General features: G+C 38.2%; 20 protein-coding genes. 14 read left to right on the top strand and 6 right to left on the bottom strand.

Going from position 1 to position 26,531, the window contains the following annotated elements:
* Positions 1-9 precede the first annotated feature (9 nt).
* Positions 10-1,263 (bottom strand): PAS domain-containing sensor histidine kinase, encoded by a 1,254-nt coding sequence (locus LVD16_RS15235; protein ID WP_233769131.1) that lies wholly within the window; start codon positions 1,261-1,263, stop codon positions 10-12.
* 140 nt (positions 1,264-1,403) lie between these two features.
* On the opposite strand from LVD16_RS15235, the gene LVD16_RS15240 reads away from it, so the two are divergent.
* The 4 genes from LVD16_RS15240 (at position 1,404) to LVD16_RS15255 (ending at position 7,321) form a co-directional block, all read left to right on the top strand.
* Positions 1,404-1,850, top strand: coding sequence for a universal stress protein (locus tag LVD16_RS15240; protein ID WP_233769132.1), 447 nt, complete (start codon positions 1,404-1,406; stop codon positions 1,848-1,850).
* 59 nt (positions 1,851-1,909) lie between these two features.
* Positions 1,910-4,099 carry a CotH family protein gene (locus LVD16_RS15245; protein WP_233769133.1) on the top strand — a complete coding sequence of 730 codons (2,190 nt, stop codon included), beginning with the start codon at positions 1,910-1,912 and terminating at the stop codon, positions 4,097-4,099.
* An 18-nt stretch (positions 4,100-4,117) separates the two neighbouring features.
* Entirely contained in the window at positions 4,118-6,061 is a 1,944-nt protein-coding gene (locus LVD16_RS15250; RefSeq protein ID WP_233769134.1) for a sialate O-acetylesterase, read from the top strand.
* Positions 6,062-6,166: 105 nt separating this feature from the next.
* Complete coding sequence (locus tag LVD16_RS15255) at positions 6,167-7,321, top strand: ATP-binding response regulator (protein ID WP_233769135.1); 1,155 nt, start codon at positions 6,167-6,169, stop codon at positions 7,319-7,321.
* Between the two features lie 48 nt (positions 7,322-7,369).
* On the opposite strand, the gene LVD16_RS15260 is transcribed toward LVD16_RS15255, so the two are convergent.
* Positions 7,370-8,407, bottom strand: coding sequence for a hypothetical protein (locus LVD16_RS15260; protein ID WP_233769136.1), 1,038 nt, complete (start codon positions 8,405-8,407; stop codon positions 7,370-7,372).
* 211 nt (positions 8,408-8,618) lie between these two features.
* On the opposite strand from LVD16_RS15260, the gene holA reads away from it, so the two are divergent.
* From holA to trmB, 9 genes are all read left to right on the top strand, one after another.
* Positions 8,619-9,641, top strand: a complete 1,023-nt coding sequence (holA, locus tag LVD16_RS15265) for a DNA polymerase III subunit delta (protein WP_233769137.1) — start codon at positions 8,619-8,621, stop codon at positions 9,639-9,641.
* A gap of 116 nt (positions 9,642-9,757) precedes the next feature.
* A complete protein-coding gene (locus LVD16_RS15270) occupies positions 9,758-12,814 on the top strand; it encodes a tetratricopeptide repeat protein (RefSeq protein ID WP_233769138.1) in 3,057 nt (1,018 codons plus the stop codon).
* A gap of 27 nt (positions 12,815-12,841) precedes the next feature.
* Entirely contained in the window at positions 12,842-14,500 is a 1,659-nt protein-coding gene (locus tag LVD16_RS15275; RefSeq protein WP_233769139.1) for a TonB-dependent receptor, read from the top strand.
* Between the two features lie 141 nt (positions 14,501-14,641).
* Complete coding sequence (locus tag LVD16_RS15280) at positions 14,642-15,529, top strand: SPOR domain-containing protein (RefSeq protein ID WP_233769140.1); 888 nt, start codon at positions 14,642-14,644, stop codon at positions 15,527-15,529.
* A gap of 1 nt (position 15,530) precedes the next feature.
* Positions 15,531-16,208 (top strand): MotA/TolQ/ExbB proton channel family protein, encoded by a 678-nt coding sequence (locus tag LVD16_RS15285; RefSeq protein WP_233769141.1) that lies wholly within the window; start codon positions 15,531-15,533, stop codon positions 16,206-16,208.
* An 8-nt stretch (positions 16,209-16,216) separates the two neighbouring features.
* Positions 16,217-16,606 carry an ExbD/TolR family protein gene (locus LVD16_RS15290; RefSeq protein WP_233769142.1) on the top strand — a complete coding sequence of 130 codons (390 nt, stop codon included), beginning with the start codon at positions 16,217-16,219 and terminating at the stop codon, positions 16,604-16,606.
* A 4-nt stretch (positions 16,607-16,610) separates the two neighbouring features.
* Positions 16,611-17,492, top strand: coding sequence for an energy transducer TonB (locus LVD16_RS15295; protein ID WP_233769143.1), 882 nt, complete (start codon positions 16,611-16,613; stop codon positions 17,490-17,492).
* A gap of 54 nt (positions 17,493-17,546) precedes the next feature.
* Entirely contained in the window at positions 17,547-18,854 is a 1,308-nt protein-coding gene (locus LVD16_RS15300; RefSeq protein WP_233769144.1) for a bifunctional folylpolyglutamate synthase/dihydrofolate synthase, read from the top strand.
* A complete protein-coding gene (gene trmB, locus LVD16_RS15305; RefSeq protein WP_233769145.1) occupies positions 18,854-19,513 on the top strand; it encodes a tRNA (guanosine(46)-N7)-methyltransferase TrmB in 660 nt (219 codons plus the stop codon). Before LVD16_RS15300 ends, trmB begins: the two co-directional genes overlap by 1 nt.
* Here the strand turns inward: trmB and LVD16_RS15310 are convergent.
* From LVD16_RS15310 to LVD16_RS15325, 4 genes are all read right to left on the bottom strand, one after another.
* Entirely contained in the window at positions 19,506-20,177 is a 672-nt protein-coding gene (locus tag LVD16_RS15310; protein ID WP_233769146.1) for a LytR/AlgR family response regulator transcription factor, read from the bottom strand. The genes trmB and LVD16_RS15310 overlap by 8 nt on opposite strands.
* Entirely contained in the window at positions 20,174-21,190 is a 1,017-nt protein-coding gene (locus LVD16_RS15315) for a sensor histidine kinase (protein ID WP_233769147.1), read from the bottom strand. The genes LVD16_RS15310 and LVD16_RS15315 overlap by 4 nt, the downstream gene beginning before the upstream one ends.
* Positions 21,187-21,768, bottom strand: a complete 582-nt coding sequence (locus LVD16_RS15320) for a hypothetical protein (protein ID WP_233769148.1) — start codon at positions 21,766-21,768, stop codon at positions 21,187-21,189. Before LVD16_RS15320 ends, LVD16_RS15315 begins: the two co-directional genes overlap by 4 nt.
* Positions 21,769-22,094: 326 nt before the next feature.
* Positions 22,095-23,126: a LacI family DNA-binding transcriptional regulator gene (locus tag LVD16_RS15325; protein WP_233769149.1), complete on the bottom strand. Its 1,032-nt coding sequence runs from the start codon at positions 23,124-23,126 to the stop codon at positions 22,095-22,097.
* Positions 23,127-23,558: 432 nt separating this feature from the next.
* Here LVD16_RS15325 and LVD16_RS15330 point away from each other — a divergent pair, with 432 nt between their 5' ends.
* Positions 23,559-26,522 carry a SusC/RagA family TonB-linked outer membrane protein gene (locus tag LVD16_RS15330; RefSeq protein WP_233769150.1) on the top strand — a complete coding sequence of 988 codons (2,964 nt, stop codon included), beginning with the start codon at positions 23,559-23,561 and terminating at the stop codon, positions 26,520-26,522.
* Positions 26,523-26,531: the final 9 nt, after the last annotated feature.

Raw genomic sequence — 26,531 nt, forward strand, 5'->3', positions numbered from 1 at the left:
GTTGCTCTGTTATTTAGGTAAATCTACAATAAAGGTGGTTCCTTCGTTTAACTTGCTTTTAAAGGTAATATGCCCGTTAAGCATGTCTACATATTTTTTTACTATGTTCAGTCCCAGGCCTGTACCCTGGATATTGGTTGCATTCTTGGCTCTAAAGAACCTTTCAAACATATGCTTTTGCTCTTCTTCAGGTATGCCCATGCCCTGGTCTGTTACCTGAATTTGTATATTATCATCAACCTCGGCCATTTCTACAAAAATTTCAGTGGAAGGCTCTGAGTATTTAATAGCATTGCTTAACAGGTTGATAAGGATATTTTTAAAAATCTTCTTATCGGTATTAAGCACAATAGTATTGGGATTAGACTCAAACTTAATAGTCTGCTGGTCTTTGCAAATAGTGCTCAATTCATCGATAATATCTTTGAGCTCATCGGTGATGTTTACAGTGCTTTCATCTATTTCTACCTTACCTTCTTCCAGCTTTGAAAGCGATAAAAAGTCATTCAAAATGTTGGTAAGGTTGCTAATGCCGGATTTGATCTTGTCAATATGCTTTTTTCTTTTCTCTTCTGTGCCCGGTTCGCGATAGCGTTCTATTAAAGATGCTGATGATAAAATAGTGCTCAACGGGGTGCGGAACTCATGAGAAGCCATGGAGACAAATCGAGATTTAAGCTCATTAAGTTCTCTTTCCCGACTCAGTGCCAGTCTGGTATCATCTTCTGCTTTCTTCCTAATTCTCACTTGATCTTCCAGGTCGGCATTCACCTGCTCCAGCTGCTTAATGGTGTCATCAAGGTCCTGAGTTCTCTTAATTACTCGTTTCTCCAGTTCGGCAGCATAGACAATCAGTTGCTCCTCACTTTTCTTTAAGGCTACCTCAATTTTTTTTCGTTCGGTGATATCAATAATGAAGGCCAGGGTATGATCTACACCCTCAATTTGTGCCCTGTTTAGACTTATCTCTACAGGAAATTCACTGCCGTCCTTTTTTCGGCCAGCCAGGTCACGCCCATGACCCATTTTTCTTGGAGAGGGGTTTCTATCATAATTTTCACGGTCTTTCACATGGTGTGTACGTAGCGCAGGAGGAACTAATGACTCGATAGAGAGCCCAATCATTTCATTGTTTTCGTAACCAAAAAGCCTATGAGAGGCCATGTTTGCCATTATTATTTGGCCGCTGCTATTCACTACAAGAATTCCTTCCTCACAGGCTTCAAAAATGGCTTTATATGGATCGATGGCTTCGTTTTTCACTGACTTGGCGAATTTATAGAATTAGTGTCATTTCAAAAATATGATAAAAATCAGTATTTCAGTTGATCAAGCACCATAATTCCATTTTCCCAACCTTGATAATTTAGTAGAAAAATTATTTTAGACAGAGTAGTACCAACATGTTTAAACGAATTATTTATCCCACTGATTTTACAGAGACTTCCCTGAAAAGTTTCTCGCTGGCATTAGACATTGCCAGGGTTAATGAGGCTGAGATAATTGTACTTTATACATATAGGCTGATCACAGGAAGCTTAGAGCAGAGTAACAAGAGCAAGATAATGTTTAAAAGAGATCTGGAAGCCGCAGCTAATAGGAAGTTTGAAGAATTAAAATCATTTTACCCTGACATAGAAAATATTGATCATACCTTTCTGTCAGAAGTAGGGTTTGTAAAGGAAAGACTGGCTTCGGCAGTAAAAACATTTAACACAGACCTTGTGGTACTTTGTGAAAATATTCAAAGGAAGTTGCTAGAATGGGATCTGAGCGATGATAAATCATTAAGCGTCTTCCACTGCCCAGTGATGCTGGTGCCCTCCACTCAGGAACTGGTAAAACATTAAGGTTTTAGAGAGCCAACAAAAATCATTAGATTTGGCTCTATTCTATACCTTAATTAACAATGACTAAAACCTTTTACCTCTGCCTATTCTTAATAATTTCTTTCACCTCTTACGCTCAAGTTGATCATTGGGAATCTATAATTCGGGAAGATGATTCCTGGAAATTCATGGTGCCTACAAGTCAGCCCTCCAGCTCCTGGTACACTAATGCCTATGATGATAGCGAATGGAATGAGGGCCAGGCCGGATTCGGCTATGGCGATAATGATGATAATACTGTGCTTCCTGATGGAACAATAGCAGTATTGTTACGCTACACTTTTAATATAGATGATCAATCTATAATAGAAGATGCTTTACTACATTTAGATTATGACGATGGTTTTGTGGCTTACCTTAATGGCGTTGAGATAGATAGAAAATACCTAACAGCTGCAGGTGACCCAGCCTATAACGAATTAGCATCTGAGATACATGAGGCAGTATTGTATCAGGGGCAAGTACCTGAAGCATTTTCTGTAGATCCTGATCTTTTTATTAAGGGAGATAATGTCTTAGCGATAGAAGTGCACAACCAGAGCAGCACGTCCTCGGATTTTTCTGCTATTCCCGTACTTTCTGTAGCTGTTAATGTTACAAACACTACTTTTAAAGACCTACCATCCTGGTTTCAGGAGCCTCTAAACTTTACTCAAAGCACACTACCAATAGTGGTGATCGATACCGAAGGGCAAGAGATATTGGATGATCCTAAGGTTACTGCTCATATTGGCATAATAAGTAATGGAGAAGGAGAGATTAATCATCTTAATGATGAGTATAATGAATACTCGGGCTTTTGTGGAATCGAGCTCAGAGGAGAGTCATCTTTAACATTTGCCAAGAAGTCATATGGTTTTGAAATGTGGGATGAAGAGGGTGAAGATATGGATACATCGTTCTTAGATTTCCCTGCTGAAGAAGATTTTATACTTTACGGCCCGTATGCTGATAAGTCTTTGATGAACAATAGGTTAGCTATGCAGTTAGCTAATGATATGGGACATTATGCCAGTAGAACCAGATATCTTGAATTGGTAATCAATGGTGAGTATATGGGTGTTTATGTTCTTATGGAAAAAATTAAAAGAGGTGGTGATAGAGTAGATATCAATAAACTTAAAGAGGATGAAATAGAAGGAGATGACCTCACCGGAGGTTATATCATAAGAGTGGATAAGGGCGTGCATGACGGTTGGGCCTCTCAGTATGACGCTTATAACCGTGACTACAAGCTGTTTTTCCAGTATTTCTATCCGGATGAAGAAGATATACAACCAGAGCAAGAGGCTTATATTAAATCTTACGTTGATGAATTTGAGGCCGCTATGGCAGCCCGTAGTGGTTTTAATGCCCAAGGAAAACATTATACATCCTATATGGATCTAAACTCATTTGTTGACAACTTCATCATTAATGAATTAAGCAAAAATGTAGATGCTTACAGACTAAGCTCTTACTTCTACAAAGATAAAGATAGCAATGGAGGCAAGCTTACCTGTGGTTACTGGGACTTTAACCTTTCCTTTGGAAATGCCGATTACTGTGGTGGCGATGATACCTCTGGCTGGATTTACTATCAATGTCAGGAAGGTAGCCCTTTTTGGTGGAATGAGCTTTTGCAAGACTCTCTATTCACTAATGCCTTAAAATGCCGATGGGAGCAGTTAAGATCTACCACACTGAGCAATTCAAGTTTAATGAATGACATTGATAACTATGCCGCTGAACTTGAAGAAGCTCAGGTAAGAAATTATCAAAGGTGGCCCGTATTAGGCACCTACTTATGGCCTAACCCATGGTACTATTCACAAGCCGCTACTTATGATGATGTAATCACAGCAATGAAAGGCTGGCTCACTGATCGCTTGGCTTGGCTGGATAACAATATGCCAGGAGAAGCAAATCATTGTGAGCTTTATGAAGATTTTGATGAGTTAAATCTAGAGGATATTGTCTCTAGTGTAGAGGAGTTAAATAGTGGTATGAAGTTATATCCTAACCCTGCCGGCGTCGTTATCAATATCGAATCAAAGGAAATTATGAATGAAGTATTGGTTACTAACTTGTCGGGTAAGGTGTTAGCTACCTACCAGCCAAAAGCCTATCAATATCAGATTGATTTGGAGAAATATAAATCAGGGCTTTATTTAGTGACGATAAGAACCTCAAATAATACAGTTATAAGAAAAATTGAAGTGGTGAAATAACACCATAATCCTAACGCTATGAAAACTAATTTTAAGAACCTTTCCCTATTAATACTGCTGCTATGCGTTTGCGTAGTTGCTGAAGCCAAAATCAAATTACCAAAAGTCTTGGCTAGCCATATGGTGCTTCAAAGAGATAAGCCAATAAAAATATGGGGTTGGGCAGATAAAGGAGACAAAATAACCGTAGAGTTCAACGGCCAAAAAGCCAGCACGAAATCAAAGAAAAACGGATTGTGGGAGGTGGAGTTGTCCGCCATGCCCTTCGGTGGCCCATACACATTGAAAGTAAGTGGTTCCGGAGACGAGATCACCCTTGAGGATATTCTTATTGGTGATGTATGGATCTGTAGCGGTCAGTCTAACATGGAAATGCCACTAGACGGGTGGGGCACTATTGACAATGCTAAGCAGGAAATTAAGAACGCTGATTATCCTAATATCAGGTTACTTAATGTGGATCAGGACAGAAGCTTCTCACCTAAAGAAGATATCAAAAAAGGCGAGTGGCAGGTGTGCTCTCCAGATAATATAGCGCCGTTTTCAGCTACAGCTTATTTCTTTGGAAGAAAGATCAATAAGGAGTTAAACATTCCTATAGGACTTATTAGCACTAACTGGGGCGGTACGTACATTCAGGCCTGGACCAGCTGGGATGTGATCAGCCAGGATGCTGAATACAAAGACCTGGATCCTAATGAGTATGAACAACAATTGAAGAAGTGGGAAGAAAATAGAGTAGCTTATTTAAAGGCCATTGACAATGAGCCAGGTTTGAAAGAAGAATGGTTTAAGCCAGAAAACACTCCTGATGGATGGAAGGCTGTGAAAATGCCTCGTCCTTATGAGCAGTCTGTAGTAGGAAATGTTGATGGAGTAGTTTGGTATAAATATGAGTTTAATATTGATGATGACCCAACCAACGACAAGGCTCAGCTAAGCCTTGGACCAATAGATGACTTTGATAAAACCTATGTAAACGGACAGTTAGTAGGAGAGATGGGGGGCTGGAATACGCCAAGATTTTATGATCTTCCCAAAGGACTTTTAAAGAAAGGTAAAAACACTATTATGATCCGTGTATATGATAGCGGCGGCGGCGGTGGTACTCTTGCTGGTGTAAATGACTTCTATCTATCACTAGATGGCCAAAAAGTGAGCTTGGTAGGTGAGTGGCAATACAAACCAACCGTTACTACAGACCAATATGAAGTGAGAGATACAGGGCCTAATTCTTTTCCGTCACAGCTGTATAATGCAATGATAGCACCACTGCTTAATTTGAAAATTAAAGGAGCTATCTGGTATCAGGGGGAATCTAACACCTATGAGGCATACCATTACAGAACCATGTTTCCTTCCATGATCAAAAACTGGAGAGAAAAATGGGGTGAGGAGTTTCCGTTTTTCTGGGCTCAGCTGGCCAATTTCATGTCAGAAAGGCCAGAGCCGGTTTCTAGTGAATGGGCAGAACTAAGAGAGGCTCAGCACATTACATTAGATTTACCTAAAACCGGAGAAGCGGTTTTAATTGATGTTGGTATGGCGAATGATATTCACCCAACCAATAAACAAGATGTAGGCTTAAGACTGGCTTTATCAGCGCTTTCAGTGGCTTATGGTAAAGATTTAGTTTTCTCAGGACCGACCTATAAATCTATGACATTAGAGGATAACAAAGTGATTTTGGATTTTACCCATATTGGATCGGGGCTCATGGCTAAGGATAAATATGGATACCTGAGAGGCTTTGCTATAGCTGGTGCTGATCAAAAGTTTGTGTGGGCTAAAGCCGAAATTAGAGGTGATAAAGTGGTGGTTTATAGTGACCAAGTTACAGAGCCTAAGGCAGTAAGATATGGCTGGGCAGACAATCCTGCTGATGCTAATTTGTATAACAAGGAAGGTCTTCCTGCGTCTCCTTTCAGAACGGATAACTGGAAACTAACCACTCAACCTTAAGAAAAACGCTAAAATTAATCATACGAAGGACGTTATTTCGATTGTATCTTAATAGGAATTTTTTTAATTTATATTAAGATAAGTTTCAAGTCTCTGGTTTTAACAATGCAAAGAGATGTCCTTCGTATATTGGTGATAGACTCTTTGGCTGGTTTCGATTTAATCACTCAAGAGTTTGAGAAGAGAAAGGATAAGGTACTCTTCTCTCGTGTGGATACCGAAAGTGACTTTTTAAGTTCGCTGAAAGTTTCCATTCCTGATATTGTCATTTCTAAGCATTTGCATCCTGACTTCAGTGGTTTGAGAGTGCTACAATTAGCGCATAATGAAGGATATAAGTTTCCTATTATACTTATAACCGATTCTGAAGATCAGGAAGTAGTTAAAAGTTGTTTAAAACAGGGGGTTGATGAATGTATTTTTAAATTAAACCTTTCCAAACTCCCCATGGCTGTTAAAAACGTTCTCCACCAACATCAAACACTCCTGAAAAAGGATGAGTTGCAAAAGTCTCTTTTAAAGCAAAATGAGCAGCTTAAAAGAATCAACAGTGACCTCGATAACCTTGTGTACAGCGTATCACATAACCTAAGAGGACCACTGGCTACCATAGAAGGACTGATCAATGTAGCTGAAACAGATCAGAATAATAAAGGCTATAATGCTGGCTTTTATTTCAATCTGATTAAAGATCGTCTGGATCTGATTGATCAAACCATAAAACAGGTATTAGAATACTCTCGTAATTCCAGAACCAGTTTGGCGTCAGAAAATGTGAATATTTCTAAAGCCATCCATGAGGTATGGATGAGCCTTTCATACCTGCCATTATGGAAGCGTGCTATCTTTGAAACAGATGTAGACCCCACCCTTAGCTGGGCGGGAGATAAGCACCGCCTGATTGTCATCATTCATAACCTGCTCAGTAACGCTGTGAATTTCATTGACCAAAGTAAATCAGTGAATCTGGTAAAAGTGCATGCCTACGAAGTAGAAAGTCGCTTACGAATAGATATTGAGGATAATGGCATTGGCATACAAAAAGACATGATGCCTAAAATCTATGATATGTTCTACAGGGCATCAGAACAAGGTGAGGGAGCAGGCTTAGGCCTCTATGTAGTAAAAGAAGCGGTGAAGAAATTGCTAGGCCGAATAAAGATAGAAAGTGAATTCAGAGATGGAACCTCAGTATATCTCAATTTGCCAGCTCGGTATAAAAGCCGACAAACCATAGAAGAACTTATAGTTTCGGCATAAAAAAAGGCTACCTGAGAAGGTAGCCTTTCTTATTATCTTTAAAACCGATTATGGTTGTACTTTAATAGCTATTGTAATTGATCCAGTAAATCCTGAGACAATATTTGTTACTTTGATAATACCCTTATGACCATAGTTGTCAAGGAAAGCAAAAGTATCACCTACAACAAGACCTTTAACTGTTTGTACATCGGAAGTAGTTACAGATAAAGTTCCAAGGTCACCAACTGTAGTTACGGCATCAAAATCAACTGTAGTCTCTGCAAAATAGAAGTTGTTCAAATCTGCTTGAGGAGTATTAGTTAAGGTTGCGATACCAACTAAGTCATTTGGATCACCATCATCATCATGATCAAATAATTTAGGATAACTTGCAGGCGATGAAAGGCTAGCCTTGTTAGTATTTCCATAGTAATAACCTAAATCCCAATAAGCAGCAAGCTCAGAACTACTAAGTGCATAAACTTGTCCGTCAAATACAGACATAAATGTTTCAGATGAACCATCATCTAAAGGAGCAGCTAATATTGTAGCAGAATATTCTTTAATTGCAGTGGCATCATTGCTACCACCATAGTTCAATGTTAGTGTTGCAGGACCTACTAATAATCTCTTATCAGTTTCTCTGTAATCACCTTTTCCATATGTAGCCCAGAATGTATAAACTACAGTTCCAGATCCTTGTGAAGGTACTGGTAAATCAAATTCGTAAGTAACATCATTACCGTTGGTTCCAGAGATATCTAGAGCTCCATCACCTTTAGTGTCGATGCTAATACCTGAGTCTTTTAGGTCTTCTTCTAATTCATAAGGTTCATCACCTTGAGCATTTACATTTTGAAGAATATAAATTCTGGTCATTTTATCTGAAGCACTTGTAAAGTGTAATCTAACAGTTTTTGAGGTTACACTAGAGCTTACATTTACTGAAGTATCAGTAGCCATTGATTCTGACCCATTAATAACGATAGTCTCATCAGCTGGTGGAGTATCAGGAATGATCTCTGTGTTATCATCACAACTAGCTAACAAACCTGTTGCACCAATCAAGCCAAAAAATAATAGTTGATTAAATCTCTTTTTCATATTGTTAATTTTAAAAATTTGGTTGTGCAATACTACAGACATAAACTGTACCAATTTATCATAAGTGTTATTTAAAGTTTTTGAGGCTTGGCAGTGTAGAGGTGCTGTGGAATTGAGAAATTAATGTGGAAGTTTAGAAACACTCCTTCCACAATTTAGGCGTTTAGGCTGTTTTAGCTATTTTTGTCGAACTTATAACGAATCAATTTTTATGGCGCTAACTCCAGAAAGCATTCTGTCTGATCTTAAGAATAAAAAATTTTCGCCCGTGTACTTTTTTCAGGGAGAAGAGACTTATTATATAGATATGCTCACCGATTATATTGAGGACAATGTGCTCAATGAAACCGAAAAAGGTTTTAATCAGGTGGTCCTGTATGGAAGAGATGTGCAGATGAATGAGGTCCTTACTAATGCGCGCAGATTTCCTATGATGTCTGAACGTCAGGTGGTTATTGTGAAAGAGGCTCAGAACATCTCAGATATCAATAAAGAATCTGGACAAAAGCTGTTGATCGATTATTTAAAAAATCCGGTAGGTTCTACTGTTCTTGTTTTTGCCCATAAAAATAAGTCATTAGACAAGAGAAAAAGCCTTGGAAAGCTTATAGATAAGCATGCGGTAGCTTTAACTACTAAAAAGCTGTACGATAATCAGGTGCCAAGTTGGATAGATGGCTACCTTAAAGCTAAAGGCTTTAAAGCCACCACTAAGGCAGTGCAGATGTTGGCAGATTCCATTGGCAATGATTTGGAAAGATTGGCCAATGAGGTGGACAAAATTCTCATTAACTACAAGGAGAAAATTGATATAGACGAAGCCATAGTTCAGAAATATGTGGGAATTAGTAAAGACTACAATGTATTTGAGCTCCAAAAGGCACTAATTGCCAAGGATGTAATTAAAGCGAATCAAATCATTAATTACTTCGACGCCAACGAGAAGAAAAACCCCATTATACCAATCATTGCTGTCTTGTTTAGTTTCTACAGCAAGCTACTAATGGTGGTAGGTTCTAAAGATCGATCTGAAAGAGGCCTTGCTTCCGCACTTAAAGTAAACCCGTACTTTGTGAAAGATTATCTGGTGGCTGCAAGAAATTACTCACCAGTGCAGATCATCAATAATATTCATTATATCAAAGAAGCTGACTTGAAATCTAAAGGAATAAACAATGCATCAGCCACAGACGGTCAGCTTTTAAAAGAATTGGTTTACAAACTATTACATTAAAATAGAGCCATTAAAATATTTTCGATTGAAAATGTTATGCATCGTAAATAACTTTTTCCATTGTTTTCGTTATTAGGAGTGTAACCTCAAAAAAGAGTAAGAGATTTAAAAAATATATGCGATTTAAATATATCCTCATTGCCCTGGTTTTTCTTTCATTTCATGTAAGTGCCCAGAACACTTTGTACCAAACCAATGAAAATGAACTATATAGAAAGGGGCTAGACCTTCTGGACAAATCAAACTATACCGCAGCCCGCGAAAATTTTGAAAAATTCATAGCAGTTACAGATGATGACATTAAAAAGGCAAACGCCGAATATTATGTAGCTTTCTGTGCGCTTAATTTATATAATCCTGATGGAGAGAAGCTTATCTCAGATTTCATAAAAGAGAATGAGCATAATCCCAGAGCTATCTCTGCTTATTTTGACTTAGGAAACTTCTATTTCAGTCAAGGTAATCATAAAAAGGCGATTGAATACTTATCTAAGGTTAGGTTATCGGCCTTACCGATGAAGGAGAGGGATGAGACAAGATTTAAGTTAGGCTACAGCCATTTTGCACGCCAGGAGTTTGATGATGCTTTAAGATATTTCAATCCTATTAAAAACGAAAATAACCCATATTCTGCCGCTTCCAGCTATTATGCAGGCTATGTGGAGTACGAGAAGGGACAGTACGATCAGGCTGTAATAGATTTGCAAAGAGCAGAGAAAAACGATTCTTACAGAGCTGTAGTGCCAGGAATGATTGCCAAGGTATATTACAAGCAAAAGAGATATGATGATCTGATAAAATACAGTGATCAGGTAATGGCCTCAGGTAAAGCATCTCAGACAGATTTCTATTTACTTACTGCCGATGCCTATTTCAATAAAGAAAATTACAGCAAAGCTTCAGAGCTTTATGCCAAGTACTCTGATAAGATTCAGAACCCTCCGGTTGATGTAAGATATAGGATAGGATTTACCAATTATAGATTAGGCAATAATGAGGTCGCGATTACCAATTTGAAACAAGCAGCCTCAGAACGGGACAGCGTTGGGATCTACGCTTCCTACTATTTGGGTATTCTATATTTGAAAGAAGGAAACAAGCTATACGCGCTTACAGCTTTTGATAATGCTCGTAGAAATAAGATAAGTGCCGATCTGAGAGAAGAGGGGGCATATCAGTACGGTAAAATTAATTATGATCTGGAGAGATCTGGAGAGGCGATTCAGGCATTTGAAGAATTTATTCAAACTTATCCTAACAGCAAGCACTCTGATGAGGTGAATGACCTGCTCTCTGAGGTTTATCTTAACTCTAATAACTATAACCTGGCGATAGATCATATCGAGAAAATGAACTTCGCCAATCAATCTCTGCGGAAGGTGTATCAAAAGGCCACTTTTTACAAAGGGGCTGAGCTCTTTAATCAGGGTAATTATGCCCAGGCTGTGGAGTTCTTCAATGAGTCATTAAAATATCCAATGGAGCCTGAATACAAAGCCATGGCTAACCTTTGGACAGCTGAGGCCTATTCTGTAGGACTTAAATATGAGGAATCTATTCCATACTATCAGGCCATAATCAATGACAGCTATGCTAAAAACACGGCGCATGGCCTTAAAGCCAGGTATGGTTTGGGGTATGCCTATTATAACACCAAGCAGTATAGCGATGCTCTGAAACAGTTTAAGGCTTACGTGAATGCCTTAGAAAACAGTACAAATAAAGAATATTATGATGATGCATTACTTAGGCTCGCAGATTGCTATTATGTGTCTAAGTTCTATAAAGATGCTTTGACCTATTATCAAAGAGCAATCAGATATAACAAGGTAGATAATGATTATGCCCATTTACAAGCAGGTACTGTAATGGGACTTGAAAATAATGCAGAAGGAGCTAAAGAGGAGTATGATTACATCATTAAGAACTACCCTCAGTCTCGTCACTATGATGATGCTTTGTTTCAAAAAGCGCAGTTGAGCTTTGAAAATGGTAACTACGAGCAGGCGGCTAAAGATTTTACTAACCTGATGGCCAGAAAGCCATCCAGCCAGTTCATTCCTTATGCCTATATGAGAAGAGCTTCTGCTTATTATAACCTTAAAGAGTATGATAAGTCCATCGCTGATTATAAGAAAATTCTAGACGAATATACTACGCATTCTGCAGCTAAGGAAGTTCTCCTTCCATTACAAGAGGTATTGAACTTAACCTCAAGATCAGGAGAGTTTGATCAGTACCTGGCTAAGTTTAAAAAGGCCAATCCTGAGAACAAAAGCCTGGATAATGTAGAATATGAAACAGCGAAGAATCAGTACTTCAACCAGGCTTATAGAAAGGCCATAAGCTCATTTAGTGAATACTTAAAGAGCTATCCTGATAACGCCAATGCTGATGAAGCAAGATATTATATTGCCGAATCTTATTACAGATTGGCAGAGTTTGAACCTGCATTAGATGTGTATAATCAACTGCTTTCTGAAGGAAGATTTAAACAAGTGAGCAGGGTAGTAGACCGTATTGCTGAGATAGAGTTCAGAAGCAAGAGATATGAAAATGCCGTTTATTTCTATTATAAGTTGGTCTCATTAGCTAATACCAAGAAGGAGCAATATTATGGTTGGGCAGGTTTAATGGAATCATATTATTATATGGGTAAATATGATTCAGTAAAACATTATGCTAACGTCATATTAGAAAGAGGTAATGTAAACATAAGCTCACAAAACAAGGCTTCTCTTTACCTGGGTAAAGCTGCTTACGGACAGGGAGACCTTGAAGGGGCCAAAGATGAGTTTATAAATACTTTGAATACGGCCAAAGATCAGAATGGAGCAGAAGCACAATACCTGCTTAGCAAGATCTTCTACGAAAATAAAAACTATCAGCAATCAATAGAATCGTTGATTGATCTTAATCAAAACTTCACATCATATCAGGAGTGGGTTGGTAAGTCTTTCCTCATGCTGGCGGATAATTACGTTGCCATGAAGGATTATTTCCAAGCGAAAGGCACGCTTAATTCCATTATTGAGAACTTCCCGTTGGAAGATACCAAACAAAAGGCTCGTGAAAAGCTGAAAGTGGTTAATCAGCTGGTGGAGACGGAAAATAAAAAGTCTCAGAATGCAGGTGATAGCCTTACTATTGATATAAAAGATGTGGACAATTAATTCAGGTATAAAATGCTTTCGATAAAGATGAATAAGAAATTAATATATATAGTGTTTTTCTTTTGCCTTGTGTCAATGGGTGCATACGCTCAAGACGGGTGGGGAGAAGAAAGTGGTGAAATTGAGGATGTAGAGATTAATATTATTAAAGACCTTCAAATTACATTGCCTAAAGCCAATCGTAATTTTGAAAAAATACCACCGCTTACTACAGATGATAAGCCTGCTAACTTGCAGTACTTTTTTAGCAATCTGAATTTTGCTCTGCCGGATATTGATGTGAAGATGAGACCTTTGAGAATTAAGGATGAAAGTCTCAATAAACTTTATGGTAACTATGTAAAAGCGGGTTTCGGAAACTATGCCACACCTTACCTGGAAGCATATTTAAATAACAAAAGAAGTAAAGAATATAGTTATGGTGCGCATTTTAACTATTTGAATTCAGCCAAGGGACCAGTGGATGGTAAGAACTCTGGATCTGGGAATTTAGATCTTGATTTGTTCGGGAAATACTTCACTAAAAATGCCACTTTCAGTGGCGATGTAGGCTTCAACCAGCGTAAATATCATTTCTATGGTTATCCGGAAGGAATTGAACTGGATGAAGATACCTTAAAACAAAGCTTTAATGATATTTATGTTAAAGCTCAGGTTGAAAGTGCCAATAAGAAATCTCCATTTCACTATACATTAGGTGGTCAATACGATCGCTTAAGTGATAAGTATGACGCAAGAGAAAGTGAGGGGCAGCTGTTTTTAAAGTCTAATTATGATTTGAATGAGGATGCTTTCATCAGATTGAATGCCAGCCTTTCCTCTATTAGTCGCAAAGACGAGTTAGTGGAAAAGCAGAGTCGTACATTATTCAAGCTTAGGCCAACGGTAGGATTTGATCTGGAAGGATTCAAAGTGGAAGCAGGTTTTAACCTGGCTTATGAAAATGATAGCCTTGGCGACGGTGATAAGCTCCATTTTTATCCGGTGGCCCAGGCCAGTTATCCATTCACTGAGAGTATCATGATCTATGCCGGTATTCGTGGAGATATGCAAAAGAATAGCTTAAGAAGCCTTTCTACTCAAAATCCATACATGAGATCGAATGTGCCTATTTATCACTCTAACAAGGATTTTGATCTTTATGGAGGTTTTAAAGGTAAGCTAGGAGCCAAGATTGCATTTGAGGCTGGTTTGAGTGTAGCTAATTATAAGAACATGTACTTCTTCGTGAATGACTCTACAGACCAGTCTAAGTTTGATATTGTGTATGATGAAGGAAATACTGCTGTGGTCAATATCTTTGGTGAAATAGGAATCAATTCCAGCGAAAAACTAAGGGTGGCAGTAAGAGGTGACTACTGGGGCTATGGTACAGATGGTATTGATGAAGCATGGCACCGACCAAATTATAAGCTATCAGGACTGGCCACTTATAATTTATATGGAAAATTTTTATTTGATGCCGAATTGTACGCACTTGGCGGTATGAAAGGAAGAGATAACGATGGTGATGCCGTTAATTTATCTCCTGCTTTAGACTTTAACTTAAAGACAGAATACCTTGTTTCTGACCAGGTTTCGGTATTTGTGAAGTTTAATAACATCTTCAGTAAAGAATACGAACTCTATTATCACTACCCATCCAGAGGGTTTCAATTTATGGCCGGCCTTACCTACAATTTCTAGCGATAGGCCATTGATTTATAAATATTTGATAAAATTTATATATTGTGAACACGTGTGATAGCATGGTACATTTGTCACAGTGAAAATTTCAACTATTTTTGTACGTATTTTTTAAACTAGAGCAATTTTAAAGATTCAACCATGGCCAAGAAGAAAAAAGATGAAATAGAAGAGAATGATGATTTACATCAGGATAACGATAATATAAATGAGGCTGATGATAGTTTCGGTCTGCCAGATGTAGATTTTGAGCCCATCAGCAGAGAGGAACCGGAAGAAGAACCAGAAGAAGAACCATCATATACTACTACTGACAGCATTGAAGAGGAAGAAGAAACTACTGTAGAAGAACCTTATAATAATGATTATCAGGAAGAAGAGGTAGAGAGAGAAGTAGTAGAGGAAGAATATACTGTAAAAGAAACGGTATACTACGAGCCGGAATCTGATGAAAATGCTTACGAATCTGAAAAAGAACAGGAGTACGTGCCAGGAAGCTATACTCCTCCAAAAGATAATTCTGTAGTGCCTAAAGTTTTAGGTGTGCTGGTAGTTGTTTTATTAGCGGCTATAGCCATATGGTTCTTTGTTTTCGAACAGCCTAAAAATGACCAGGCAGAGAGTGATGCACTAAGAGCAAAAGCAGATAGCGTAGAACAAGCACAACTTGCTGAGAAACAGCGAGAAGCTGAAAGAATAGCGCAAGAAGAGGCTGCCAGAAGAGCCGCTGAAGAACAAGCTGCTGCAGAAGCCGCTGCCAAACCTAAAATAGGTGCGATAGAAACAATTTCATCAAGGACCGGACGTTACTATGTAGTAGTTGCCAGTGCTATAGATGGAGATCTTGCCATGGATCATGCTAAAAAGCTCAGTAAGGCCGGCTCTGACGTTGCCATTATTAAGCCTTTTGGTAAATCTAAGTTTCATCGTGTAGCCATTGGAAGCACAGACTCCTGGGCAGAGGCACAAAATAATGCCAATGACCTGAAAGGAGAGTATGGTGACGGCGTATGGGTAATTAAATATTAATATGATTTTTGCACAAATTACTACAAGTCTAGATACAGCTGAAGTTGTAACGGGACCTGATTCAGTATCAATATTAGACCTCCTTTTTCAAGGAGGTTTTATGATGGTTCCAATTTTGATTTTATCAATTGGGGCAGTTTACATTTTTGTAGAACGAGTTTTAACTATTAGTAAGGCGGAGAAAACTCCTGATGGATTCATGTCCAAAATAAGAGACATGGTGGAGAAAGGAGATATCAACGGTGCCAAAATTCTTTGCAAAGAGTACAATTCACCTACTGCTCGTATGATTGAGAAGGGCCTTTCCAGAATAGGTAGTCCTTTGAAAAACATCGAGGTAAGTATTGAAAACGTAGGTAAGATTGAGCTTTTCAAGCTGGAAAAGAACTTGTCATTAATGGCTACCATATCAGGATCGGCTCCTATGCTTGGTTTCCTCGGTACGGTAATAGGTATGATTGATGCCTTTATCGCTATAGCTCAGGAAGAAGGCTCAGTGAGTCCTAAATTACTTTCTGAAGGTATTTATACCGCCATGGTTACTACAGCTGCTGGTTTGTTCGTTGGTATTTTGGCCTATTTAGGCTATAACTATCTTGTAGCAAAAGTGCAGAAGGTAGTTCACAAAATGGAATACAATTCCGTAGATTTTATTGATTTATTACAAGAACCTAGATAAGCTTATTAATGGCTCTTCAATCAAAACATAAAGTAGACGCTATGTTTAGCATGTCTTCAATGACAGATATTATATTTCTGTTATTGATCTTCTTCATGCTTACATCGTCTTTTATTACACCTTCAGGTTTACCTGTAAATTTGCCTTCAAGCAAGGCGTCTACAGTAGAGATGCAAAAGGTTTCCGTTACAATTACAAAGGATTTAGAGTACTTTGTAAATGATAAGCGTGTTACCCAATCTACGCTTGAAAGGGAACTAAAACGCCAGCTAGTTGGTAATGAAGGAGTGGTAGTACTTCATATTGATGAAACCGTACCTACCAAAAATTTAGTTGAAGTAGCGGGTATAGCTACCTCTTTAGAGGCCAAAGTATCTATAGCTACTGAACCAAATTAATAATATGGAAACAACACTTCAGGAAGCAAAGAATAAAAGGGCAGGATTGATAGTAGCGGCATTAACACATGCCATAGTGTTACTGATATGTCTGTTTATTCTTGCGTGGGAGCCACCAGATCCACCACGTCCTGAATATGGTATTATGGTGAACTTTGGCAATAGTGCCAAAGGAACCGGAGATATACAGCCCACACAACCTGTAGAAGAAACGAAATCTGATGAAGAAGCTGCGCCCGAAGAAGTTCCGGAGGCCGCTGAAGAGCAGGTTTCTGAAGCAGAACCTGTAGTGGAAGAGGCTCAAACTGACGTTCAGGAAGTAGCACCTACTCCTGTTAGTACACAGCCGAGCCCGGATGTGGTTCCTGAAAAGAAAGTGGAGCAGAAAAAGCCCGAAGTAAAGAAAGAAGTAGTAGAAAAGCCTAAGGAGGTAACTAAACCTGCTGAGAAGCCACCAGTGAAGCCAAGCACAGGAGCTAATGGTAAATCTGGCACCAATGATACACCTCAAAACTCTAGCCAGGGAAATAGTACTGGAGCTACTGGAGATCAGGGAAAACCTGAAGGTAATCTCGATTCAAGAGCGTTGGTAGGAAGCACCTGGGATGGTTCTGGTTCTTCATTATCTATGACTGGCTGGGTATGGGATTCAAGGCCCGACCCTAAGGATGAATCTAGCGAGAATGGTCGTATAGTTTTTCAGATTAAAATAGACGATAGAGGTGAGATCTTGAGCATCACTACCTTAGAGCGTAGTGTTAGTCCTGATGTAGAGAAAAAGTATAGAGCCGCTGTACAGGAGCTTACTTTTAGCAAAACGGCTGATAACACTATACCAGCACCGATGTCAACGGGAACCATTACCTTCAATATTAAATCCAAGTAGTTTTTATACTGTCAATTTATTGATGAGATTTGTTGATCTTTTTGATTTTCAACTATGTCAGACAATAAAAACGGTAAATTTTCTTCATATCAAGAGGTTTTAGACTATTTATTTGTGCAATTGCCCATGTTTCAGAAGCAGGGAGCATCAGCATATAAAAAAGATCTTGATAATACCATAAAACTACTTGCGGCCTTAGATAATCCAGAACGCAAGTTTAAAAGTATTCATGTAGCTGGCACTAATGGCAAAGGCAGCACGTCTCATTATCTTTCTGCTATTCTGCAGGAGGCAGGTTATAAAACAGCATTATATACCAGTCCTCATCTCAAAAATTTCTCAGAACGAATAAAGCTGAATGGCCAGGAAGTATCAGAGGAATATGTGCTTGAGTTTATGAATCGGGTGGTGCCAGTATTAGATGAAGTGAAGCCCTCATTTTTTGAGTTTACAGTGGCTATGGCCTTTGATTTTTTTGCGAAGGAGAAAGTGGATATTGCCATCATCGAAGTAGGAATGGGAGGAAGGCTGGACTCCACGAACGTAATCACTCCGGAATTCTCCTTAATCACCAATATTGGATATGACCATCAGCAGTGGCTTGGCAATACACTGGAAGAGATAGCAGGAGAGAAGGCAGGCATTATCAAAAAAGGCGTGCCTGTGATCATCAGCGAGCGCCAACCTTCTATCAATGAGGTGTTTGAAGCCAAAGCCAAGCAACATAAGGCGCCTATTGTATTTGCTGATGATATTTACGAAGCTGAGTTTGATCATGAGCATCTGGTGCTTAACGCTGTCGATGAGGAGTTTCCGTCATATAGCTTTCACTTGCCACAGGCAGGGAAATACCAAAAGAAGAATCTTGCAGGCGTTTTAATGGGGGTAGAAGTATTGAACGAGCTGGGGTATGATATTGACCTGGATAATATCATTACTGGAGTAGAGCAGATGAAAGCGCTTTCTGGCCTTAAAGGAAGGTGGCAAATTATTGATAATGAGCCATTAACAATATGCGATGTAGGACATAATGAGGATGGTGTGAAGTATATTGTTGAGCAAATTAAGCAGACTCCGCATGAGCATCTACACATGGTGTGGGGTACGGTAAATGATAAAGACATTTCTAAGGTGCTGCAGCTACTTCCGAAAGAGGCAACTTATTACTTCTGTCAGGCGCATATACCGCGCGCGTTGGAAGCTGCTTCATTAGCCCAGAAGGCCAATGAAGCAGGTTTGAAAGGCGAAATTATACCAGAAGTGAGCGATGCCATTGCCCAGGCGAGAAGAAATGCTAAAAAAGATGATCTGATTTTTATAGGAGGCAGTACCTTTGTGGTTGCAGAAATTGAAAATTTATAATGGCAAGAGGAAAATTGTCGCGTTTTGCGGCTAATGCTGAAAGACACAATGTAATAGAGCCAGGCAAACCCATCATTGATGTGATTAAGGGTAACTGGCATAAGGATTACTTTAACAATGATAATGAAATTACTTTGGAGCTGGCGTGTGGCAGAGGTGAATATACCATTGGTTTATCTCAACTGTTTCCTGCTAAGAATTTCATTGGAATTGATCTAAAAGGAGATAGAATCTGGAAGGGTAGTGGTATTGCACTGGAAGAAGGAATTGAGAACGTAGGTTTTCTTAGGGTTCATATCTTAGAATTACAGAAATACTTTGAACCTGGTGAGGTGGCTAACATCTGGATCACATTCCCGGACCCACGTCCTAAAGATAGGGATGAGAAGCGCAGAATCACGCATGCTCGCTATCTAGATATTTACAAAAGCATTCTTAAACCAGATGGCAATATCTTCTTTAAAACCGATAATACCGGTCTTTTTGAATATACCCTGGAGGTTTTGAAAGAAAGGAATGATATTAAGGATCTAGTTTATACTTTTGACCTGTATCACTCTGAATTAAAAGATGAGTGCTATGATATCAGAACCCGCTATGAGAAGAAATTCAGCGCGGAAGGCCATGATATTAAGTATATGAGGTTTAAGTTCATTTAAAAATATCCATTACCTGCTTTCTATAGGTATTACCTATGGGAAGCAGTTTTTTACCGACTTTTATACAGTTCCCCTCCAAATACTCTACTTTATCAGCGTTTATCAGATAGGACTTGTGAATTCTTAGGAAATGTGGCTTTAGCTCACTTTCCACTGACTTCATTGTGGCATTAAACACCAGGTTGTTCTCTCTGCCGTAAAGCTTCAAATAATCACCAGCACTTTGTATGTAGTCAATGTCTGCAGGTTTTAAAACATAGGTTCTGTTGTTCGTTTTTACCGTAAAGGGTTTTTGAACAGATATACTCTCATTCCATCTCTCACATTTTTCAATGGCTTTTTTAAATCTCTCAAATGAGTATGGCTTAACCAAATAATCAACAGCATCCATTTCAAAGCCTTCAATAGCGTATTCTGGGTAAGCTGTAGTAAAAATAACTGCCGGAGGATGTATAAGCCCTTTTAATAAGTCTAAACCATTAAGCCCGGGTAGATTGATGTCCATGAAAAGTAATTCTACCTCTTCATGATTTTTGTTGAGCCAGGTAAGTGCTTCTATTGAACTGTCGAATACTTTTACTATTTCCAGTGCCGGCACAGCATTAACGTAACTTTCCAGTATCTCAATGGCTAACGGCTCGTCTTCTACTATAATGCATTTCATTTTTTGAGGCTGTTAATGGTAAGCTGTATGGTGTAACTGTCCACATTCTCATCAATATTTAACTGATGCCTACCAAGATAATAAATATTTAACCTGTTTTTGGCGTTGGTTAAACCAATGCCTTCAGTAGATGATTTTTTGCCTTGGTAACTGTTTTTGATAGTGAAATCAATATCATTTTCAGTGCTTTGCAGCGAAATAGATATAAAACCGGATGGGTTAGCGCCTAGATCTCCATGTTTAAAGGCATTTTCAACGAAGGTAAGTAATAGAAAAGGTATAATCTTCTTGTCATTAACTATCGAATGATCGATGGTTAGTGTCACGTTATCACCATATTTCAGGCGCAGTTGTTGAAGTTCAATATAGTGCTTAACAATTTCTATTTCCAGACTCAAGTCTATGTATTCATCTTTCTGATAAAGCACATATTTTAAAATTTCGCTGAGTTTAAGAATGGAAGCAGGTGTTTTATCATCTTTTTTTAAGGCCAATCCATATATGCTATTCAGAGTATTCATTAAAAAATGTGGATTAATCTGAAGCTGTAAGTTGTAGAGTTGCGCCTGGGTAGCTTCACTATGTAAACGTTCTACCTGAAACCATGCCTTTGATAGTTTTAGTAAACTGCTGATAAATAGGTAGATACAGAATATGGTAGTAAGTATATATGCATCTGAAAAAGATACAATAAAATAGTCAAAAGGAAGCCGCGGTATTATTATGTTGAAAACTAATTCATGAATATAATATACCAATATTAATAGAAGAGGAATTGATAATGCATAGAGCAAATACTTTCGTTTTGAAAGCAGTAAGGGTATAAGTAAAGAAGTATTAATGTAAACCAGCGGCACCAGCGATAAATGGAAATAAGCTGAATAAATAATATCAATACTTTTTATTTCATTAGAAATAGAAAAGTAGTAGGTGATGATGAATAAGGATGCACCCCAAAAGCTGAGGTGCTGAACATACCTGTTTTGAAAAATATGGTTAATAATCGCTTTCATTCACGGGTATATTTTACGGTCTGATCAAAAACTGATTCATCTTTAGAATATACCTCAATAAATTTCTGAAGTTCTTTTGGTTGGGCGGTAATCACTACCTCAGCATCTTCTGGATCACCATTCTGAGAAACTAGTTCATGTCTTAGTCTTATTTGATTTCGTTTGAATAATTCACTTAGTCGCTCTAATGAAAAAGTGGTGATAGACAGTTGATTATCTTTGATTGATACTTTTTGAAAAGTATGCATAGGGTAGAGGTTCATAGCGTATACCTCTAAAGCATGATGTAGATCTCCCATTTCAGGAAACATGTCTAGATAGAATTCATTACCTATTTCTACCAGAAAGGTCTTGAATTTATATTCACCACCAGAGTCGATAATGGTCATAATATAGCCCTCTGAAGTGTCCTCTTTGTTATTTAACTTAAAGGTAAGTTCGTTTTCCGGGCCTTTCCATGTACCTATTAATCGTTGATTATAACGAATTGTATCTGGTGTATATATAGGGAATAAAGAATATACACAGGAGCTTAAAATGAAGCTCATGGCTAACAATAGAATAATTGATTTTTTCATTTTTTTAGGTTGAAATACGCCTTTATTTATCAAGGATAATAATTTATTCGATGTGTGACGAAAATCAGCAGGTCAATAATGATTTTGGACCGATAAATTTTGAGGAAAGAGAAGACTATTCTTTACCTTTGTGCTACTCACAAGGTCGGCAAGTTTTTTAAACCTAACATTAAATACAATACCGAGTGAAGCCTTTGATCTAGGCCAGGCCTCACCCGCTTTGCGGGCCTCGTTTTTAGCAGGTTAACAGTGGAAGGCCGAAATTGTAGGGCAGCTCAAATCCTGTCTTATCGGGGGTTTAAATAACCACGAACCTTGTGAGTATTTTAATTTCTCACAGATGATTTTCTAACGATAAGGCTGGTTTTCAACACAACAGTCTCTGGCTCTATCACCTCATCTTCCTTAGCTTCAATCTCTTTTATTAGTAATCGTGCCGCTTCCTGTCCCATTTGAAATCCGGGCTGATCAATAGTAGTTAATGCAGGTTCTGTTAGTGATGTAAAACGCCAGTTGCTAAAACCAACCACACCAATATTGTCTGGTATTTTCAATCCTCTTTCCTTTATAACCAACATAGCTCCAAGTGCAGCTACATCGTTATTTGCAAAGATTGCATCAGGTGGAGTTGGTAGGTCTAACAATTTGTTAGTCAACTCTTTAGCTACGCGTTCGTCTTTAGATTCTGTTTCTTCTACTATCAGCTCTTCAACTACCGGTAGCCCATGATCCTCAAGGGCCTTTTTATAGCCCTCCAGTCGCTGAGCAGATAACAAAAGACTTAAAGGTCCAGAAATGTGAGCTATTCTCTTATATCCTTGATCTATGAGGTGCTTTGTACTTTGGTATCCTGCATCGAAGTCGTCTATGATTACCTGGCTACAGTTAACCGCTGAACAGATTCTATCATAGAAAACCATGGGTATGCCTCTGTTTACTAAAGACTGAAAATGATCATAATTCTTGGTTTCTCTGGAAACGGAGGCCAATATACCGTCTACACGGTTATTGAATAGTGCTTTTGTATCTACAACCTCACGTTCATAAGATTCATTACTTTGGGATACAATTACGCTGTAACCTGCCGCATAGGCCACATCTTCTATACCGTTGATTACAGTAGAAAAAAAGAAGTGAACCAGTTCAGGGATAATGACTCCTATAGTATTAGATTTCTTTTGTCGCAAGCTTAGGGCAATTGAGTTTGGCTGATAGTTTAATTTCTCTGCCAGTTCCGTAACTGCCTTTTTCGTTTCAGGGCTAATATCCGGATGATCCTTCAATGCTCTGGAAACTGTAGAGGCACTTACACCTAATGCTTTTGCTATGTCTTTAATAGTAACTTGCGAACCTTTCATCTAATCTTTCACCTATTTTATCCCCTAAATATAGGTAAAACTAGGGGGAATTTCTTTTACCCGAATAAGAATGTACAAGAGAAGCATTGTGTATAAAGCACATATATGAATAATGCAATATTTTTCAATGTTACTGTAAAATGAAGTTTTGGCCCTGAATGCACCCAAATTGAGAATTTACACCTTCTAGCGCAAACGTTTGCGGATACGTTTACGTAACTTTTTCCTTGTAAAACCTTCATAATTAGTTTTATGCGATGATTTTTTTGATAACATTATGTAAGGAAAGTGCATCGAAAGATCCTTTTCTTAGCTATAAAAATGCGGTTACTGAGCTATGCAAACGTTTGAGTTAATGAACTCATCAAAAGTCGGAATCCGATCATTGGATTAGCTGAAATCTTAGAATAATTATATTTTAATTAAACACTTATGAAACGAAAATTACTATTGTTGTTACTTTCCTGTGCGGCCAGTTTTTCGGCACTGGCTCAGCAAACGATTTCAGGAAAAGTGACAGATTCGGATGATGGCATGCCACTTCCGGGCGTTAACGTTTTGGAAAAGGGCACAACTAATGGTGCCGTTACTGATGTTAACGGACAGTTTAGCCTAAGCGTAAAAGATGATGCCGTTTTAATCCTTTCTTATGTGGGTTATTCTACACAAGAAGTGGCCGTGAATGGCCGATCTTATCTTGATATTAAATTGTCTACCGATGTTACTCAACTTTCCGAAGTGGTGGTTGTAGGTTATGGTACACAAAAGAAAGAGGATGTTACTGGTTCAGTAACAGCTATTAGCACCAAAGATTTTAATAAAGGAGCTATAGCATCCCCACAGGATCTAATAAAAGGTAGAATATCGGGTGTGCAGGTAACTAACGCAGGTGGTGCACCAGGATCATCATCTACAATTAGAATTAGAGGTGGATCTTCATTATACGCTAGTAACGATCCGTTAGTGGTTGTAGATGGTGTGCCATTATCTAATGAAGGAATTAGTGGTGTAAGAAACCCATTAAGTTTAATCAACCCTAATGACATTGAGTCTGTTACGGTTTTGAAAGATGCTTCTGCTACTGCAATTTATGGAGCTAGAGCCTCTAATGGTGTTATCATGGTAACTACCAAACGAGGAAAAGCCGGTAGCGGAATGAATATTAACTACTCTGGCAATGTTTCACTGTATACCATACCTAAAACTGTGGACGTAATGTCTGGTGCTGAATATTCGGCTCTTGTAAATGAAAGAGTGAGTAGCGGACAAACTGCAGCTAGTGCTCTGGATTTATTAGGAACGGCTAATACAGATTGGCAAGATCAGATTTTTGAGCAGGCTATCGGTACAGAACACAATGTTTCCTTATCAGGATCTATGAAAGCTATGCCTTACCGTGCCTCTGTGGGATATACTAATCAGGATGGTATTCTAAAGACTACTAATTTCGAAAGAACAACTGCTTCGATAGGCCTAGATCCATCATTGCTAGATGATCATTTGAAAATCCATGTTAACCTTAAAGGTGCTTTAACAAATAATAGGTTTGCTGATGAAGGGGCAATTGGATCTGCAGTAACGTTTGATCCTACGCAATCTCCATATGATGAAACTTCCCCTTACGGAGGTTATTTCTACTGGGCTCAGAATGATGGAAACCGAATTACCATTGCGCCTACGAACCCTCTTGCTTTAATAGAACAAAGAAGAGATGAGTCAGATGTTAAGAGATATATCGCCAATACTCAATTTGAATACAATTTTCATTTCTTACCAGAATTAAGTGCCAACTTAAACTTAGCTTATGATAAATCTAGTTCAGATGGTACCATAGTAGTGCCTGAAACAGCAAGTTTTGAAGTGGATCAAACACTTGGAAATGGAAGAAGAGGTACATATTCTGCAGAAACTAAGAATGAGCTTTTAGAATATTACATGAAGTATAAAAAGGAGCTTCCATCTATTTCTAGCCGTATAGAAGTTTTAGGAGGATATTCATGGCAGCATTTCTATAGAGAGAATTCTGGAATGGCAAAAGCGTATTTAGAGGAAACAGTTAAAGACTCTCTTACAGTAGATAAATCTGAAAATTATCTAGTGTCTTTCTATGGAAGAATGAACTATACTTTTAAAGATAAGTACGCTCTTACAGCTACTGTAAGAAGAGACGGTTCGTCAAGATTTGCTGAGGATAATCAATTCGGTACTTTTATCTCAGGTGCATTTGCCTGGAATATAAAGGATGAAGAGTTTCTTAAAAACGTATCATTCTTATCAGATTTGAAGTTAAGAGTAGGTTATGGAGAAACAGGTCAGGAGAATGTAGGGCCTTCATATCCAGCAATTCCTACAATCACATACAGTAATGGAAGGGCAAGATATCCATTTGGAAATACATATTACAATACCATTAGGTACAACGGTTATGATGCTAACCTGAAATGGGAAGAAACGGTGACATATAATGCTGGTGTTGATTTTGGATTTTTAGATGGAAGAATCAATGGTAGTTTTGATTACTACATCAGAAAAACAGATGATCTTTTGAACGTTATTCCAATTCCTATTGGAACTAACTTTACCAATGAAATCCTAACCAATGTAGGAAACCTTGAGAACAAAGGTTTAGAGTTAAGTTTAAATGCCATACTTGTAGACGGTGATAAATTTAGATGGGATGCTGGTTTTAACTTAACAAGAAACCAAAATAAGGTAACTAAGTTAACTGCTGTTGACGATCCAACTTTTATTGGAAATTTAACCGGAGGAATTGGCGGAGCCACAGGTAATAATATACAGGTAAACAGAGTTGGCGAAAGTGCAAATTCATTCTTTGTATATCAGCAAGTATATAATGAGGCAGGCGATCCTGTTGAAGGCTTATATGTGGATCAAAATGAAGACGGGATCATTAATGACCTCGATAGGATAGTTAAGGAAAATCCTGCACCGAAAGTTTATATGGGCTTCTCTTCAAACTTCAGTTATGGAAAGCTAAGCCTTGGATTTAATGCAAGGATGAACCTGGGCAATTATGTGTATAATAACGTTGCGTCTCAATATGCCACTTATACCAACATTTACAACCCACAAGGTTATTTAAATAACGTTTCTACCTCAGTGAGAGAATCAGGATTTAACAATCCTCAATACTTTTCAGACTATTATATTGAAGATGCATCGTTCTTCAGAATGGATAACATGACCTTAGGTTATGATGTAGGTAGAGTAGGAACAGATGGATTAAATCTCAGCTTAAACTTTACAGTACAAAACGTATTTGTAGTATCTAAGTATGATGGCCTAGATCCAGAATTATCAAATGGTATTGATAATAACATTTACCCAAGACCAAGAACCTTTATGCTTGGTGTGAATTTTAATTTCCAAAAGTAAAGACTGAGT

Origin of the sequence: Fulvivirga ligni, assembly GCF_021389935.1 — a bacterium.
Taxonomy (GTDB): domain Bacteria; phylum Bacteroidota; class Bacteroidia; order Cytophagales; family Cyclobacteriaceae; genus Fulvivirga; species Fulvivirga ligni.